This window comes from Kitasatospora sp. NPDC056651, assembly GCF_042792155.1.
GTDB lineage: Bacteria > Actinomycetota > Actinomycetes > Streptomycetales > Streptomycetaceae > Kitasatospora.
This window is the reverse complement of sequence record NZ_JBHTWX010000015.1, coordinates 48,395-63,931: the sequence shown is the minus strand read 5'-3', so window position 1 is coordinate 63,931 and position 15,537 is coordinate 48,395. Positions and strand designations below refer to the sequence as shown.

Genomic DNA, 15,537 nt, shown 5'->3' with positions numbered 1-15,537 from the left:
CCAACGTCTTGACGTCAAGATATCTCGTCACGGGCCCCCAGCTCCACCTCCCCCCGTCCCGGAGCACACGTCCGGTCCGGGACGGGCGCCCGCGCGGGCGCTCCGGGGGCCGCGGCACGGGCCAACCTCCACGGTCGTCCGAGGAGGGTCGGGAGGCAAACCGGGCGCCCCCTCGTAGAGGTGTAGTCCACTCGGGTGAGTCGAACGTCAGGAGTGCGTCAACGCACGACCGCATTCGGTCAACGCCGCGTCAGGACCGGCGACGCCCGGTCCGGGCCGCCCTAGCGTCGAGGAAGTAGTTCCGGCAGGCACCACCACCCCACTCGGGAGCACCCGCATGGCCCGCGTCGTCTGGCACGTTCCGGTCACCACCTCCGGCACCGGAAGCACCACCGCACTCCGCCTGTTCCGCCTGCGTGACGGCCGCCGCTGCGCGGTCGGATTCTCCAGCCCCGAGGCCCTCGCCGCCCTCCTCGGACCCGGGCAGGCCCACACCGAGATCGGCGAACCCGCCCTCCGTGACCTCACCGCCCCGCTCGGGATCGACACCCTGGTGCTGGACCCGAGGCTGGTCGCCCCGCCCGTCGGCTCCCCCGTCGTACCGCCCGCCCCGGCCCCGACCGCACAGCTCCAGCACCGGTGACCGCCCCGCTACGACTCGTCCCGGACGATCCCGCCCCGCAGGGACCGCCCGGGGCCGCCCGGGCCCTGCACGCGATCGCCCGGATCAGCCACGGCCCCGTCCCGCTCGACTTCGACCGTCTCGCGGCGGAGTTCCCGGCCGTCCAGGGCGGTCTGGCGCTGGCCGGTGAGGCGGACCTCGAACTGCGCCTGGCCTGCACCGGCCCCGAGGAGTTGCGGACGATCGCCACCGCCCTGTACCGCGCGGGCGCCGCCAGGGTGCACATCGACCTCGTGCTGCGCGCCCTCACCCCGGCACCGGTCACCCTGCGGCCGGTGCCGTGACCGGTGCGGCGGGAAGGCGGAGAGCGAGGAGGCGAAGAGCGAGGAGGCGAAGAGCCGCGGGGCGAAGAGCCGCGGGGCGGTTCCGCGGCGCTCAGTCCTCCTCCCCGGGACGGGGGTCCGGGTTGACCGCCTGGCCGTCGACGGGCTGGCCCCAGGCGTCATCCCCGGCGGCGTCGGCGCAGTAGCCGCTGCCTTCGACGTGGCCACCCGCGTCGCGGCACTGGTCGGCGGTGACGTCCCGGCGACCACCGGCCGCCGCCGGTCCGGCGGCGGCGACGGCCCCGGCGGCGGCGACGGCCCCGGCGGCGGCGACGGCCCCGGCGGCGGCGAGCAGGAGGACGGAAGCGGTCGCGGCGGCCACCAGGGCCGGGAGTGAGCGGTTCATGCGGACCACCCCAGCACGCCGCCGGGCCCCCGGCGACCACAGGTCGCCCGCCCGGGTGGCCGCCGGGAGGACGCGGGCCCCGGGCCCACCGTCGCAACCGACACGACGGCGGGCCCGAGGCGACCGACGGCCCGCCGCTACCCCCGCGCCAGGGCCGCGATGGCCGCCAGCAGCAGCGCCGAACCCGCCACCAGGCCCGCCGTCAGCGGCTCGCCCAGGAACAGCACCCCGATCACCGCCGCCGTCGCCGGCTCCAGCAGGAGCAGCACCGCGGCCGTCGCCCCCGGCACCACGGTCAGCCCGGTGAAGTACCACCGGTAGGCGAACAGGGTGGGCACCGTGCCGAGGAAGAGCAGCGCCGCCCCGGTCAGCGCCGGGTCCCCGGCCGTCGGAAGGACCCCCTGGGGCCCCGACAGCGCCGCGATCGGGAGCAGGCAGAGCAGGCCGGCGGTGAAGGCTCCGGTGCCGGCCCGGGCGGAGCCGCCGCCCCGGGCCCAGAGGGTGAGACCGCTCTGGCCGACGCCCGCGACCACGGCCAGGGCGACGCCGAGGACCGGCCGGGGGCCGGCCGCCGGGGCGGCGACCAGCAGGGCGAGGCCGGCCAGGGCGAGCGCCACCGCGGCGACGGCGCGGCGGGTGAGGCGCTCGCCGAGCAGCAGGTGGGCGCCGAGGCTGGTGAACAGCGGGCCGGCGCCGATGGTGATCAGGGTCCCGAGCCCGAGGCCCGCGTAGTGCACCGAGCCGAAGTAGGCGCACTGGCTGACCGCCAGGCCGAACCCGGTCAGCGCGGCGGCGCGCCACCGGGCGCCGCCCCGCCCGCCGTGGGGCTCCCGGTTCGGCAGCAGGGCCAGGCAGAGCACCGCGACGGCGAAGCGCCAGCAGGAGACGCCCGCCGGGCCGAGCCCGCTGCCGCGCATCAGCAGCGCGGAGACGGAGCCGCCCACGCCCCAGGCGACGGCGGCGGCGGAAATGGACAGGAGGCCGCGCCGGAAGGGCACGGCGGCGTACGTGGTCATGCGTCGGTACTCCACGATGGGTTGCCGGTTCTGGTCCGCTGGGCACGCGGGCGGCAGTCATCGCCCCGGCCGCGGGCGGTTCCCGTCGGGCCGGAGTGGGTGGAGTGGGCCGCCCGCTAGCGGGCCGGCGGGGGGAGGATCACGAAACGCACCCGGCCAGCCTACGCCCGTCCGGCCGCGCCCCGGATGATCGCGAACTTCCGCCGGCCCGCGCACGGGCCGTACCGTCGCCTTGGCCGGGCCCGGCCGACCACCGGAATCCGACCGGCGCCGGCCGACCACCGGAACGGCGCGGCGAACCCTCGACGAAGGAGCGGAAGATCCATGGACCAGCTGACGTACGACCAGGTCGAGGCCGCCGGGAAGCGGATCGCCGGACGGGTGCGCCCGGTGGCGGTGGCGCCGGGGGACGACGGCGGGCGCACCTGGCTGGCCCTGGAGTTCCTCCAGCACACCGGCAGCTTCAAGGCCCGCGGCGCGCAGAACTTCCTGCTCGCGCACGCCGAGGCGGGCGCCCTCCCGGACGCCGGGGTGACCATCGCCTCGGGCGGCAACGCCGGGCTGGCCTGCGCCTGGGCGGCCCGCGAACTCGGTGTCCGGGCAACGGTGTTCCTGCCCGAGACGGCCTCCCCGGTGAAGCTGGCGCGACTGCGCTCGTACGGCGCCGAGGTGCGGCTGGTGGGCCGGGAGTACGCGGAGGCGCTGACGGCCTGCGAGGAGTTCGCGGCCGGCAGCGGGGCGCTGTCCTCGCACGCCTACGACCATCCGCTGATCGCCGCCGGTGCCGGGACCGTCCTGGCGGAGATCCGCGCCGGGGTGCCGGGGCTGGACACCGTGGTGGTGTCGGTCGGCGGCGGCGGGCTGTTCGCCGGGGTGGCGGTGGCGGCGCGCGAGCACGGCATCCGGGTGCTCGCCGTGGAGCCGGCCGGCAGCCGCGCGCTGAACGCCGCCCTGGCCGCCGGCCACCCGGTGGACGTTCCGGTCGACTCGGTCGCCCAGGACGCGCTGGGCGCCCGCCGCGCCACCGGTCTCGCGGTGGACGCCGCCGCCCATGAGGGCGTCCGCTCGGTACTCGTGGACGACGAGGCCATCGTGCGCGCCCGCCGGCAGCTCTGGGAGGACCGCCGGATCGCCGTCGAGTACGCGGCCGCCACCGCCCTCGCCGGCCTCGGCCGGGCGGAGGGCGAGCGGGTCGCCGTCCTGCTCTGCGGCGCCAACACCGACCCGTCCGATCTGGCGGATTGACGGCACTCCGCTATACGGAGGCCACTATTCCCACCGACGGATAAACCGTCTATCATGCGGGCCCACGCCGCCCGGCCGGAATTCCCTGTGAATCGATCGAATACGTAAGAGACCGGAAGCGACAATGGTCCCTACCTGCAAGGATGTCCGAAGAAGAATGTAAATATTCAGTAATGAAATCTGTGCAAGGGGCGCCGAAAAGTCCTACTGTGTGGCAACTCTCATCGCTCCGCCTACCCCGGAGCCCCCACCCACAGAGAGATCGTTCATGGCTTCCCTCAACCAGATCTCGCCGCCCGACCAGGGCACCGGGTCCTCCTCCGGCACCCCCCAGCGGACACTGCGCCGCCACGTCGGCCTCATCGGCCTCATGTGGGCCTCGGTCGGCTCGATCATCGGCTCCGGCTGGCTGTTCGGCGCCAAGGAGGGCGTCGTGGCGGCCGGCCCGGCCGCCGTCCTGTCCTGGGGCATCGGCACGGTCGCGATCGTGCTGCTCGCGCTGGTGCACGCCGAGCTCGGCAGCATGTTCCCGGTCTCCGGCGGCACCGCCCGGTACCCGCACTACGCCTTCGGCGGCCTGGCCGGCATGTCCTTCGGCTGGTTCTCCTGGCTCCAGGCGGCCACCGTCGCGCCGATCGAGGTCGAGGCGATGATCGGCTACGCCCGGCACTGGCCCTGGGCAGAGGGCCTGCTCAACGACAACAACACCCTCACCGCCAGCGGCTTCGCCGTCGCCACCGTGCTGATGACGGTCTTCGTCGCGGTGAACTTCCTCGGGGTGCGCGTCCTGGCCCGCACCAACAACATCGCCACCTGGCTGAAGATCTTCGTCCCGCTGTTCACCATCTTCGTGCTGGCCGTGACCAACTTCCACGGCTCCAACTTCACCTCGCACGGCTTCGCGCCGTTCGGCGCCAAGGGCGTGCTCGCGGCGATCAGCACCAGCGGCATCATCTTCGCCCTGCTCGGCTTCGAGCAGGCCATCCAGCTGGCCGGCGAGAGCCGCAACCCCAAGCGCGACATCCCCCGGGCCGTGCTCGGTTCGGTCGCCATCGGCAGCGTGATCTACACCCTGCTCCAGGTCGTCTTCATCGGCGCCCTGCCGGTCAGCGCCTTCGCCAACGGCTGGGACAAGCTCGACTTCCCCGGCATCGACGGCCCCTTCGCCGGCCTCGCCACCGTGGTCGGCCTCGGCTGGCTGGCCTGGGTGCTGTACGCCGACGCCGTGATCTCCCCCGGCGGCAGCGGCCTGATCTACACCACCTCGACCTCGCGCATCTCCTACGGCCTGAGCCGCAACGGCTACGCCCCGCAGCGGTTCGAGGAGCTGGACAAGAACGGCGTGCCGTGGTTCGGCCTGGTCATCGCCTTCGTCACCGGCGTGATCTGCTTCCTGCCCTTCCCGAGCTGGCAGGAGCTGGTCGGCTTCATCACCTCCGCCAGCGTCCTGATGTACGCCGGCGCCCCGCTGGCCTTCGGCGCGATGCGCCGCCGGCTGCCCCACCACGAGCGCCCCTACCGACTGCCGCTGGGCGAGCTGATCTCCTCGGCCGCCTTCGTGGTCTCCAGCCTGATCATCTACTGGTCCGGCTGGCACACCCTCGCCCGTCTGGGCATCGCGATCGTGCTCGGCTACGTCCTGCTCGGCGGCTACGCCGCGTACGCGATCAGGAAGGGCCTGCCCAACGCCCCCCGGCTGAGCTGGAAGTCCGCCCAGTGGCTCCCGCCCTACCTGGTGGGCCTCGGCCTGATCTCCTGGCAGGGCGGCTTCGGCGACGGCGCCGGCCACCTGCCGATGTGGTGGGACATGGCCGCGGTGGCGGCGTTCTCGCTGGTCATCTACTTCTGGGCGATCCGGGTGGCGCTGCCCACCGAGGCGATCGAGCAGGAGATCGCCGACGTCGAGGTGGTCGACGAGGGCGGCCACTGACCACCGCCGACCGATCGGAAGGGCCCGCCGGCGTGCGACCGGCGGGCCCTTCCGCGTTCCTCAGAGGCCCAGCACCGTCCGCAGCGCCGTGGCGACCTCGGCCTCGGCGTCCTGCGCGGGGCCCGCGGAGCGCCAGGCGACAAAGCCGTCCGGGCGGACCAGCACGGCGCCCAGCGGACCGATTCCGTGCAGCGCGGCGAAGTCCGTCCCGGGCTCCGGGGCCAGGTCGTCCTCCGCGCCGTCGCCCACCCGGTAGCCGTCCAGCGGGACGGCCAGCCGGTCGGCGGCCCGCCGGGCGCCCTCCTGCCAGGCGCCGCCCTCGGGGCCGGTGAGCAGCACCATCGCCTGCTCGTACAGGTCCAGTGTGGAGAGCTTCACGCCCGCGCGCCGCAGCCACTGGTGCGGGGCCCGGCTGCCGGGCTCGCCCGCCGACTCGAACTGCTCGGGGACCACCGGGCCGGTCCGGTCCGCGCCGATCACCGCGCCCACCGGGTAGCGGTAGCCGAGCGCCACCGCCAGCACCCCGGCCTGCCGGCCCGCCCCCGGCACCACCGCGTAGCCCGGGTGGCTGTGCTCGGCGGAGCGGGCCGAGGCCCGCTCGCCGGTCACCTTCGCGACCGGCCGGCGCTCCTGCCCGTACGTCTCCAGCAGCCGCGGCCCGGCCCAGCCGCACAGCACGGCGGCGATCTTCCAGGCCAGGTTGTGGGCGTCCTGGATGCCCGTGTTGGAGCCGAACGCGCCGGTCGGGGACATCTCGTGCGCCGAGTCCCCGGCGAGGAAGACCCGCCCGGTGCCGTACCGCTCGGCCACCCGCTCGGCGGCGTGCCAGGGAGCCCGGCCGGTCACCTCGACGTCCAGCTCCGGCAGGCCGACGGCGGTGCGGATGTGCCGCTCGCAGCGCTCGTCGGTGAACGCCTCCAGCGGCTCGCCGTCCTCGGGGTGCCAGGGCGCGTGGAAGACCCACTCCGCCTGGTTGTCCACCGGCAGCAGCGCGCCGTCCGCCTCCGGATTGGTCAGGTAGCAGGCGATGAAGTGCCGGTCGCCGACCACCTCGGCCAGCCGCTTGGCCCGGAACGTGATGCTGACGTTGTGGAACAGCTCGCCCTTGCCGGTCTGGCCGATGCCCAGGTGCTCGCGGACCGGGCTGCGCGGACCGTCGGCCGCGATCAGGAACTCCGAGCGCACCACCCGTTCCTCGCCGCTCTCCCGGCTGCGCAGCACCGAGGTGACGCCGTCCGCGTCCTGCTCGAAGGAGACCAGCTCGGTGCCGAACCGCAGGTCGCCGCCGAGCTCGCGGGCCGCGCGGCGCAGCACCGGCTCCAGGTCGTTCTGGCTGCACAGGCACCAGGAGCTGGGGCTGAACCGGGCCAGCCGGCCGCCCGGGTCGATCTCCCGGAACAGCCACTCCTGCTCGGCGCCGGTCAGCGAGGGCGCCTGGAGGATGCCGTGGTTGGGGGCGAGGACCGAGGCGGCCTCGCGGATCGCCGGCTCGATCCCGGCCACCCGGTACAGCTCCATGGTCCGGATGTTGTTGCCGCGCCCGCGCGGGTGGTGCGAGGTGTCGGCGTGCTTCTCGACCAGCAGGTGCCCGACCCCGAGCCGACCGAGGAAGAGTGCGGCCGACAGCCCGACCAGCGAGCCGCCCACGATCAGGACCGGCACCCGGTCGTCAACCTTCGGATTCATCAGTTGCTCCACCCTGTCCGGTGATTCCGCGGCCCGGCGACTGGGCTCGGCGCCGCGCTCGACGGGCCCGCTCGACCGGGGGCCCCGCTCTTCCATCCCCCGCCCGAGGGCGCCCCTGCCGCCCCTTCGCCCGGATGGCCCGCAAATCTCGCGCCGCGCCCGGTGCGCCGCCCACGATCGACCTCAGGCCTGGCGCCGACTGCCCGGCCGAACCGCCGTCGCACCGCCTCCCAGGCCGGGGAGCACCCGCCGGGCGCGGCCGACACGGCCCCCAGCGTGCGGCCCTGAGCAGAAAGTGGAACATGACAACTCTGTCCGAACCCCAGCCGAAGCAGCAGGACGAGGCCGACACCCGGCTGCGGGTCGTGCTGATGCTGGAGATCCAGGACGGCGCCCAGCAGCGCTTCCTCGACGTGTACGAGCAGCTGCGCCACCAGGTGGCCTCCGTCCCCGGCCACGTCAGCGACCAGCTGTGCCAGTCGATCAACGACCCGCGCCAGTGGCTGATCACCAGTGAGTGGAAGGACCAGGAGACCTTCCTGACCTGGGTGGACAGCCCGGCCCACCGGGAGATGGTCAAGCCGATGCACGGCTGCGTCAGCGACAACTTCACCTCGCTGCGCTACGCCGTGCTGCGCGAGACCTCGGCGGCCGGCTCGACCGGTACCCGGGCCCCGATCGAGGTGCCGCCGGGGCTGCCGCGCACCGCGCCCGCCTCGCACGTCGGCCCGCCCAAGGCCGAACCGGGCCCGGACGGGGTGGTCCGCCACGCGCTGACCTTCACGGTCAAGCCCGGCAGCGAGCCCGAGGTGGCCCGCATCCTCTCCGGCTACGCCTCCCCCCGCGCGGAGGTGGACCAGCACACCCGGCTGCGGCGCACCTCGCTGTTCATGCACGGCAACCGGGTGGTGCGCGCTGTCGAGGTGGTCGGCAACCTCGGCGACGCGCTGCGCCACGTGGCGATGCAGCCCGAGGTGCGGGCCGTCGAGGAGGCACTCAACCCGCACCTGGAGGAGGCCCGCCGGCTGGGTGACCCGCAGGCCGCCCGGGCGTTCTTCGCCAGGGCCGCGCTGCCCGCCCGCCACCAGGCCATCGCCAGCTCCCCCGCCTCGGCCCGGCTGCACCGGCACGCCGTGCTCTACCCGGTCCGTCCGGGCGGGGGCCGGGCGGTGGCCGAACTGCTGGCCGAGCACGACAACCTGGCCACCGCCGACCCGACCGGGCCGGTCGCCGCCGCCACCGTGTTCCACCGGGAGGACGTGGTGGTGCGCCTGGTCGACCTGCGGGTGCCGGCCGAGGCCGACCCGGCGGCCGCCCTCGGGGTGGCCGACGACGGGCAGGCGGCCGTGCTCGCCGGGCTGCTCGACCTCGGCCCGCAGGGCGACCTGCGCACCGCCGCCGGGCTCGGCGCCTTCCTCGCCGCCCGCGCCATGAACCCCGTCACCGACCGCCGGTCCGCCGACCCGATCAACAACTGACGTTCCGCCACTCCACGGGAGACCTCCATGACCACCACGCAGTACCCACGGATCGTCAGCGTCCACGAGGCGCCGGAGAACCGCCGCCACGGCGCCGAGCTGCGCACCATGCTCACGCCGACCAGCTGCGGCGCGACCAGCGGATTCACCGGCCTGGCGATCGTCAAGCCCGGCGAGCGGATCAACGAGCACTACCACCCGTACTCCGAGGAGTTCGTGTTCGTCGTCTGCGGCGACCTGGAGGTGGACCTGGACGGGAGGACCCACCCGCTCAAGCCCGACCAGGGCCTGATGATCCCGATCAACATGCGCCACCGGTTCCGCAACGTCGGCGACACCGAGGCCCGGATGGTCTTCCACCTGGGGCCGCTCGCCCCGCGGCCCGACCTCGGCCACGTGAGCACCGAGGAGGGCGTGACCTCCGGCCCGCCGGAACACGCCAAGGCGGGCTCGTGACCCGGCGCGTCGCCGTCACCGGGATCGGCGTGGTCGCGCCCGGCGGGGTCGGTGTCCCGGCGTTCTGGGAGCTGCTGACGGCCGGCCGCACCGCGACCCGGGGCATCACGCTCTTCGACCCCGCCGGGTTCCGCTCCCGGATCGCCGCCGAGGTCGACTTCGACCCGGCGGCCCACGGACTGGGCCCGGCGGACGTCGAACGGGCCGACCGCTACGTGCAGTTCGCGATGGTCGCGGCCGACGAGGCGATCGCCGACGCCGGCCTGGACCTCGCCGCCGAGGACCCGTGGCGGATCGCCGTCTCGCTCGGCACCGCCGTCGGCGGCACCACCCGGCTGGAGCACGACTACGCCCTGGTGAGTTCGGCCGGAGCGCGCTGGGACGTGGACCACCGGCACGCCGAGCCGCAGCTGCACCGGGCCTTCGCCCCCAGCACGCTGGCCTCCGCGGTGGCCGAGCGGACCGGCGCGCACGGCCCGGTGCAGACCGTCTCCACCGGCTGCACCTCCGGCCTGGACGCGATCGGCTACGGCTTCCAGGCGGTCGAGGAGGGGCGCGCCGACATCTGCGTCGCCGGCGCCTCCGACTCCCCGATCTCGCCGATCACCGTCGCCTGCTTCGACGCCATCAAGGCCACCAGCGAGCGCAACGACGACCCGCGGCACGCCTCCCGCCCCTTCGACGCCGACCGGGACGGCTTCGTGCTCGGCGAGGGCGGCGCCGTCCTGGTGCTGGAGGAGCTGGAGCACGCGCGCCGCCGCGGCGCCCGGATCTACGGCGAGATCGGCGGATTCGCCACCTTCGGCAACGCCTACCACATGACCGGCCTCACCAAGGAGGGGCTGGAGATGTCCCGGGCGATCGACCACGCGCTCGCCCACGCCCGGGTGGACCGCACCGACGTGGACTACGTCAACGCGCACGGCTCGGGCACCAAGCAGAACGACCGGCACGAGACCGCCGCCGTCAAGCGCTCGTTGGGCCGACACGCCTTCGAGACCCCGATGAGCTCGATCAAGTCGATGGTCGGGCACTCGCTCGGCGCGATCGGCGCCATCGAGGTGGTCGCCTGCACCCTGGCGCTCGCCCACGGCGTCGTCCCGCCGACCGCCAACTACGAGACTCCGGACCCGGAGTGCGACCTCGACTACGTGCCGCGCACCGCGCGCGAGCTGCCGCTGAGCCACATCCTCTCGGTCGGCAGCGGATTCGGCGGATTCCAGTCCGCCGTCGTGCTCAACAGAACGGGGTGAGTTCCATGACGTCACGTCAGCAGAACCGCCGGGCGGTGGTCACCGGCCTCGGCGTGGTGGCTCCGAACGGCGTCGGGGCCGACGCCTTCTGGAAGGCCACCAGGCAGGGCGTGAGCGTCCTCGACCGGATATCCCGCGAGGGCTGCACCGAGCTGCCGCTCCGGATCGCGGGCCAGGTGAACGGGTTCGATCCGCAGTCCGCGATCGACAACCGCTACCTGGTGCAGACCGACCGTTTCACGCACTACGCGATGGCCGCCGCCGACCTCGCGGTGACGGACGCCGGGTTCCGGCCCGACCCCGAACAGCCCTACGCCGTCGGCGTGGTGACTGCGGCCGGCTCCGGCGGCGGCGAGTTCGGCCAGCGCGAGCTCCAGCAACTCTGGGGCCAGGGGCCGAAGTTCGTCGGCCCGTACCAGTCCATCGCCTGGTTCTACGCGGCCAGCACCGGCCAGATCTCGATCCGCGGCGGCTACAAGGGCCCGTGCGCGGTGGTCGCCAGCGACGAGGCCGGCGGGCTGGACGCCCTCGCCCACGCCGCCCGCACGATCGAGCGCGGCACCGACGCGGTGGTGGTCGGTGCCGCCGAGGCCCCGCTGGCGCCGTACTCGATGGTCTGCCAGCTCGGCTACCCCGAACTCAGCCTGGCCGACCGGGCCGACCGGGCGTACCTGCCGTTCACCGCGCAGGCCTGCGGCTTCGCCCCCGCCGAGGGCGGCGCGATGCTGCTGCTGGAGGACGAGGAGGCGGCCCGCCGACGCGGCGCCCACGTCCGGGCGATCCTGGCCGGGCACGGCACCACCTTCACCGGGGCCTCCCGCTGGGCGGAGTCCCGGGAGGGGCTGGCGGCCGCGATCCGGATCGCACTGGACGACGCCCGCATCGCGGCCGAGGAGGTCGACGTGGTCTTCGCGGACGCCCTCGGGGTGCCGGCCGCCGACCGGGCCGAGGCCCTGGCGCTCTCCGACGCGCTCGGCCCGGCCGCCGAGCGGGTGCCGGTCACCGTGCCCAAGACCGGCACCGGACGGGCCTACTGCGGCGCCCCGATGCTCGACGTGACCGCCGCCGTCCTGGCCATGGAGGACGGCGTGCTGCCGCCCACCCCCAACGTCACCGAGGTCTGCCACGACCTCGCCCTGGTGACCGGCCGCGCCCGTCCGGCCGAACTGAACACCGCGCTGGTGCTCAGCCGCGGGCTGATGGGCTCCAACTCCGCGCTGGTGCTGCGGCGCGGGAAGCGGCCCTGACCCACTCCTCACACCCCCGAAGGGACACCCCCGTGAGCAACACCCTCAGTTATCCGGAACTCGCCGCACTGCTGGAGGCCCGGGCCGGCGTCGCCGTCGACCCCGGTGACCTGGAGCGGCCGGGCGCGCAGTTCGAGACGTTCGGCGTCGACTCGCTCGGCCTGCTCGGCGTGGTCGGCGAGCTGGAGAACCGGCACGGCCTCAAGGTCACCTCGGGCGCCGAGTCGGCCAAGACCCCGGCCGAGTTCCTCCAGCTGGTCAACTCCTCCCTCGCCACGAAGGCTGGTGCCTGACATGCCCGGACACACCGACAACGAGATCGTCATCACCGCTCCGCTCGACCTGGTCTGGGAGATGACCAACGACCTGGAGAACTGGCCGCAGTTGTTCAGCGAGTACGCCTCGGTGGACGTGCTGGAGCGCGACGGCTCCCGCGTCCAGTTCCGGCTCACCATGCACCCGGACGAGAACGGCCAGGTGTGGAGCTGGGTCTCCGAGCGCACCACGGACCGGGACTCGCTGTCGGTGCGCGCCCGCCGGGTCGAACCCGGCCCGTTCGAGTTCATGGAGATCCGCTGGGAATACGCGCAGGTGCCGGCCGGCACGAAGATGCGCTGGGTCCAGGACTTCGCGATGAAGCCCACCGCCCCGGTCGACGACGAGGGCATGACCAGCCACATCGACCGCAACTCGAAGATCCAGATGCAGCTGATCCGGGAGAAGGTCGAGAAGCGGGCGGCGGAGCTGTGACCGGCGCGCACCGGGCACTGATCGTGGCCCGGATGAAGCCCGAGGCCGCCCCGGACATCGCCGAGGTGTTCGCCGAGTCCGACCAGGGCGAGCTGCCGCACCTGATCGGCGTCACCGGCCGCAGCCTCTTCCAGTTCGGCGACGTCTACCTGCACCTGATCGAGGCCGACCGGCCGCCCGGCCCGGCCGTCGCCAAGCTCGTCGGGCACCCCGAGTTCCGCACCGTCAGCGACCGGCTGACCGCCTACGTGCAGGCCTACGACCCGGCCACCTGGCGGGAGCCGAAGGACGCGATGGCGCGGGAGTTCTACCGCTGGGACCGCTGACCCCGGCGGCTCCCCGATGGGCCCGCCCCCGGCCACGAGCCGGGGGCGGGCCCACGCGCGCGCCCGTCGCCGGACGGCCGCCCGGAGGGGGGTTCACCCGGATCCGTCGCCCAGCCGGGTGGACACACCCGGGACTCCACCCGAAGGGCTCACGCTGCGTACCGGCGCTGCCACGCTCCGGTGGCAGTCGGCCGCACGGTGGTTGACGTTGGATCAGGCGCCTCCTCCGCGAGTCCCCTTGCCCGGCACCGTGCCGGCGGTCGCGGTCCTGTGCGCCGGAAGGATCATCCTCATGCGTTCTGCACGCACGCTGCTCGCCGGGGCGGCCGTCGCCGCCGCGCTGACCGTCGGCACCCCCATCGCCTTCGCCGACGGTGCCGACCAGGGCAAGAACCTGACCTGGCAGGAGAAGCAGGACAAGCCCGAGCGGAGCTCCGACAGCTCCAGGATCAACAACGACGACAGGAAGGGCGGTGCCTCCGAGGAGCACAAGGGCGGCGACGACCGCAAGGGTTCCGACGACCGCAAGGGCGGCGACGAGCACAAGGGCGGCGATGACCGCAAGGGTTCCGACGAGCACAAGGGCGGCGACGACCACAAGGGTTCCGACGAGCACAAGGGCGGCGACGACCACAAGGGCAGCGACGAACACAAGGGCGGCGACGACCACAAGGGCTCCGAGGCCAGGGACGAGGACTACAAGAGCCCGCACGGCGGCGTGCACACCGGCGGCGGCGGCATGGCGCTGACCGGTGGCGGGCTCGCATCCGGCGCGGTGCTGCTGCTCGGCGGCCTGGGCGCCGGCGCGTACGCCCTGCGCCGCGGCCGCCGCTCCTCCGGCGCGGTCGCCTGACGCCTGACGCCCTGCTACCCGCCGCCCCCGGGCGCCGCCCTCCCCCGTTACGGGGGAGGGCGCACCGGGGGCGGCGGACCGTCGTGGAACCGGTCGAGCGGAGGACAGGAATGACGGGCGGTCCCGCCTCTGGAATGCCCCGGCTGCTGCGCGCGGGGATGGCGGCGGCAGCGGTCGGGCTGCTGCTGGTCTACAACTCGGTGGACACCGGATCGGACTCCGGCACGGCGGAGGGCCAGCCCGCTCCCCCGGCGGCCGGCGCACCGGCCCTCCCCGGGCCTGCGGACGCCGCCGCCGCGGCCCCGGGGGCTCCCGGCGCCGGACCGCCGGCGCCGCCGCTCAAGCGCGCCAGGCCGACCCGGCTGCGGATCCCGCAGATCGCCGTGGACGCGCCGTTCACCGAACTGACCCTCAACCCGGCCGGCCAGCTCAACGCGCCGCCGCCGGACGACAAGAACCTGGTCGGCTGGTACCGGGACGGCGTCACCCCGGGCGAGCGCGGCAGCGCGGTCCTCGCCGGGCACGTGGACACCACCAAGGGACCGGCGGTGTTCCTGCTGCTGAGCTTCCTGCTGCCGGGCAACAAGATCGAGGTGAGCCGGGAGGACGGCACCGTCGCGGTGTTCTCGGTGGACACGGTGGAGACCTTCGCCAAGGACGCCTTCCCCGACGCGAAGGTGTACGGCCGCACGCCGGACGCCCAGCTGCGGCTGATCACCTGCGGCGGCGCGTACGACAAGCAGCGGCGGGACTACCTGGACAACGTGGTGGTCTTCGCGCACCTGGAGTCCTCGCACCCGGGGTGACGCCCGCCCGCCGCACACGACCGCCGGCCCCCTGTTCCGGGGGCCGGCGGTCGTCCGTGTGAAGGGCCGCGCTCAGCCGGTCACGGTGGCCTCGAAGGCGTGCAGGTAGGGGTTGACCGGGCGGACCGCCGTGACGGTCAGCCCGGCCTCCGCCATCAGCCCGACCATGCTCTCCTCGGAGTGCTTGGCACCCCCGACGTTGAGCATCAGCATCAGGTCCATGGCCGTGGTGAACCGCATCGAGGGGCTGTTGTCGACCAGGTTCTCCACCACCACGACGCGGGCGCCGGAGCCGGCCGCCTTCACCACGTTGGAGAGGGTGCGGCGGGTGCTGTCGTCGTCCCACTCCAGGATGTTCTTGATGATGTAGAGGTCGGCGCGGACCGGGATCTCCGTCCGGCAGTCGCCCGGCACCAGACGGGCGCGGGCCGAGAAGGCGCCGCCGTCCTGGAGCCTGGGGTCGGCGCCCGCCACGACCTTGGGAAGGTCGAGCAGGGTGCCGTGCAGCGCCGGGTGCCGCTCCAGCAGGCTGGCCAGCACGTGGCCCTGGCCGCCGCCGATGTCCGCCACCGAGTCGATGCCGGTGAGGTCCAGGTACTCGGCGAAGTCCTCGGCGGACTGCCGGCTGGAGGTGGTCATCGCCTTGTCGAAGACCTTCGCGGAGTCACCCGCGTCGCTGTGCAGGTACTCGAAGAACTCCTTGCCGAACAGTTCGGGGAAGACGTTGCGGCCGGAGCGGACCGCCTCGTCCAGCTTCGGCCAGGCCTCCCAGGTCCACGGCTCGGTGCACCAGAGGGAGATGTAGCGCAGCGAGTTGGGGGCGTCCTCGCGCAGCAGCCGGGACATCTCGGTGTGCACGAAGCTGCCGTCGTCGCCCTCCTCGAAGATCCCGTAGCAGGACAGTGCGCGCATCAGCCGGCGCAGCTGGCGGGGCTCGGTGTCGAGGGAGGCGGCGAGTTCGGTGACGGTGGCCGGGGTGTCGCCGAGCGCGTCGGCGACACCGAGCCGGGCGGCCGCGCGGACGGCCGCGGCGCAGGCGGCGCCGAAGACGAGCTCGCGCAGCCGCATGGCGGCGTGGGGGCTGGTGTGGGCGGGTGCGGTGGTCATGGCGGGGTTCCTCGGGGATTCCTTGGGAGTTCC

At 74.1% G+C, this 15,537-nt stretch carries 17 protein-coding genes; 13 read left to right on the top strand and 4 right to left on the bottom strand.

Features of this window, described 5'->3' with window-relative positions; genetic code table 11:
- Positions 1-337 precede the first annotated feature (337 nt).
- Both ACFRAR_RS09085 and ACFRAR_RS09080 read left to right on the top strand, forming a co-directional pair.
- On the top strand, positions 338-643 hold the full coding sequence (locus tag ACFRAR_RS09085; protein WP_380696433.1) for an SAV_915 family protein: 306 nt from the start codon (positions 338-340) through the stop codon (positions 641-643).
- Positions 640-966, top strand: coding sequence for a hypothetical protein (locus ACFRAR_RS09080; RefSeq protein WP_380696431.1), 327 nt, complete (start codon positions 640-642; stop codon positions 964-966). Before ACFRAR_RS09085 ends, ACFRAR_RS09080 begins: the two co-directional genes overlap by 4 nt.
- A gap of 91 nt (positions 967-1,057) precedes the next feature.
- Here ACFRAR_RS09080 and ACFRAR_RS09075 read toward each other — a convergent pair whose 3' ends face one another.
- Together ACFRAR_RS09075 and ACFRAR_RS09070 are read right to left on the bottom strand one after the other, a co-directional pair.
- Positions 1,058-1,351: a hypothetical protein gene (locus tag ACFRAR_RS09075; protein ID WP_380696429.1), complete on the bottom strand. Its 294-nt coding sequence runs from the start codon at positions 1,349-1,351 to the stop codon at positions 1,058-1,060.
- A 137-nt stretch (positions 1,352-1,488) separates the two neighbouring features.
- Positions 1,489-2,367 carry a DMT family transporter gene (locus ACFRAR_RS09070; protein WP_380696427.1) on the bottom strand — a complete coding sequence of 293 codons (879 nt, stop codon included), beginning with the start codon at positions 2,365-2,367 and terminating at the stop codon, positions 1,489-1,491.
- 324 nt (positions 2,368-2,691) lie between these two features.
- Between ACFRAR_RS09070 and ACFRAR_RS09065 the strand changes: the two genes are divergently transcribed.
- Positions 2,692-3,612 carry a serine/threonine dehydratase gene (locus tag ACFRAR_RS09065; protein ID WP_380696425.1) on the top strand — a complete coding sequence of 307 codons (921 nt, stop codon included), beginning with the start codon at positions 2,692-2,694 and terminating at the stop codon, positions 3,610-3,612.
- A gap of 268 nt (positions 3,613-3,880) precedes the next feature.
- Positions 3,881-5,542, top strand: a complete 1,662-nt coding sequence (locus ACFRAR_RS09060) for an APC family permease (RefSeq protein ID WP_380696423.1) — start codon at positions 3,881-3,883, stop codon at positions 5,540-5,542.
- A 60-nt stretch (positions 5,543-5,602) separates the two neighbouring features.
- On the opposite strand, the gene ACFRAR_RS09055 is transcribed toward ACFRAR_RS09060, so the two are convergent.
- Positions 5,603-7,324, bottom strand: a complete 1,722-nt coding sequence (locus tag ACFRAR_RS09055; RefSeq protein WP_380696421.1) for an FAD-dependent oxidoreductase — start codon at positions 7,322-7,324, stop codon at positions 5,603-5,605.
- A gap of 206 nt (positions 7,325-7,530) precedes the next feature.
- Here ACFRAR_RS09055 and ACFRAR_RS09050 point away from each other — a divergent pair, with 206 nt between their 5' ends.
- From ACFRAR_RS09050 to ACFRAR_RS09010, 9 genes are all read left to right on the top strand, one after another.
- Complete coding sequence (locus ACFRAR_RS09050; RefSeq protein ID WP_380696419.1) at positions 7,531-8,706, top strand: SchA/CurD-like domain-containing protein; 1,176 nt, start codon at positions 7,531-7,533, stop codon at positions 8,704-8,706.
- A 27-nt stretch (positions 8,707-8,733) separates the two neighbouring features.
- Positions 8,734-9,162, top strand: a complete 429-nt coding sequence (locus tag ACFRAR_RS09045) for a cupin domain-containing protein (RefSeq protein ID WP_380696417.1) — start codon at positions 8,734-8,736, stop codon at positions 9,160-9,162.
- The gene (locus ACFRAR_RS09040) at positions 9,159-10,415 is read left to right on the top strand and encodes a beta-ketoacyl-[acyl-carrier-protein] synthase family protein (RefSeq protein WP_380696415.1); all 1,257 of its coding nucleotides are present in this window, start codon (positions 9,159-9,161) and stop codon (positions 10,413-10,415) included. The genes ACFRAR_RS09045 and ACFRAR_RS09040 overlap by 4 nt, the downstream gene beginning before the upstream one ends.
- A gap of 5 nt (positions 10,416-10,420) precedes the next feature.
- Positions 10,421-11,662 (top strand): ketosynthase chain-length factor, encoded by a 1,242-nt coding sequence (locus tag ACFRAR_RS09035; protein ID WP_380696413.1) that lies wholly within the window; start codon positions 10,421-10,423, stop codon positions 11,660-11,662.
- A 32-nt stretch (positions 11,663-11,694) separates the two neighbouring features.
- Positions 11,695-11,955 carry an acyl carrier protein gene (locus ACFRAR_RS09030; protein WP_380696411.1) on the top strand — a complete coding sequence of 87 codons (261 nt, stop codon included), beginning with the start codon at positions 11,695-11,697 and terminating at the stop codon, positions 11,953-11,955.
- Position 11,956: 1 nt separating this feature from the next.
- Positions 11,957-12,412: an SRPBCC family protein gene (locus tag ACFRAR_RS09025; RefSeq protein WP_380696409.1), complete on the top strand. Its 456-nt coding sequence runs from the start codon at positions 11,957-11,959 to the stop codon at positions 12,410-12,412.
- Complete coding sequence (locus tag ACFRAR_RS09020; RefSeq protein ID WP_380696407.1) at positions 12,409-12,738, top strand: TcmI family type II polyketide cyclase; 330 nt, start codon at positions 12,409-12,411, stop codon at positions 12,736-12,738. Before ACFRAR_RS09025 ends, ACFRAR_RS09020 begins: the two co-directional genes overlap by 4 nt.
- Positions 12,739-13,030: 292 nt before the next feature.
- On the top strand, positions 13,031-13,591 hold the full coding sequence (locus ACFRAR_RS09015; protein ID WP_380696405.1) for a hypothetical protein: 561 nt from the start codon (positions 13,031-13,033) through the stop codon (positions 13,589-13,591).
- Between the two features lie 110 nt (positions 13,592-13,701).
- Positions 13,702-14,397, top strand: coding sequence for a class F sortase (locus ACFRAR_RS09010; RefSeq protein WP_380696403.1), 696 nt, complete (start codon positions 13,702-13,704; stop codon positions 14,395-14,397).
- A gap of 72 nt (positions 14,398-14,469) precedes the next feature.
- Here the strand turns inward: ACFRAR_RS09010 and ACFRAR_RS09005 are convergent, their stop codons facing one another.
- Positions 14,470-15,504, bottom strand: coding sequence for a methyltransferase (locus ACFRAR_RS09005; RefSeq protein ID WP_380696401.1), 1,035 nt, complete (start codon positions 15,502-15,504; stop codon positions 14,470-14,472).
- Positions 15,505-15,537: the final 33 nt, after the last annotated feature.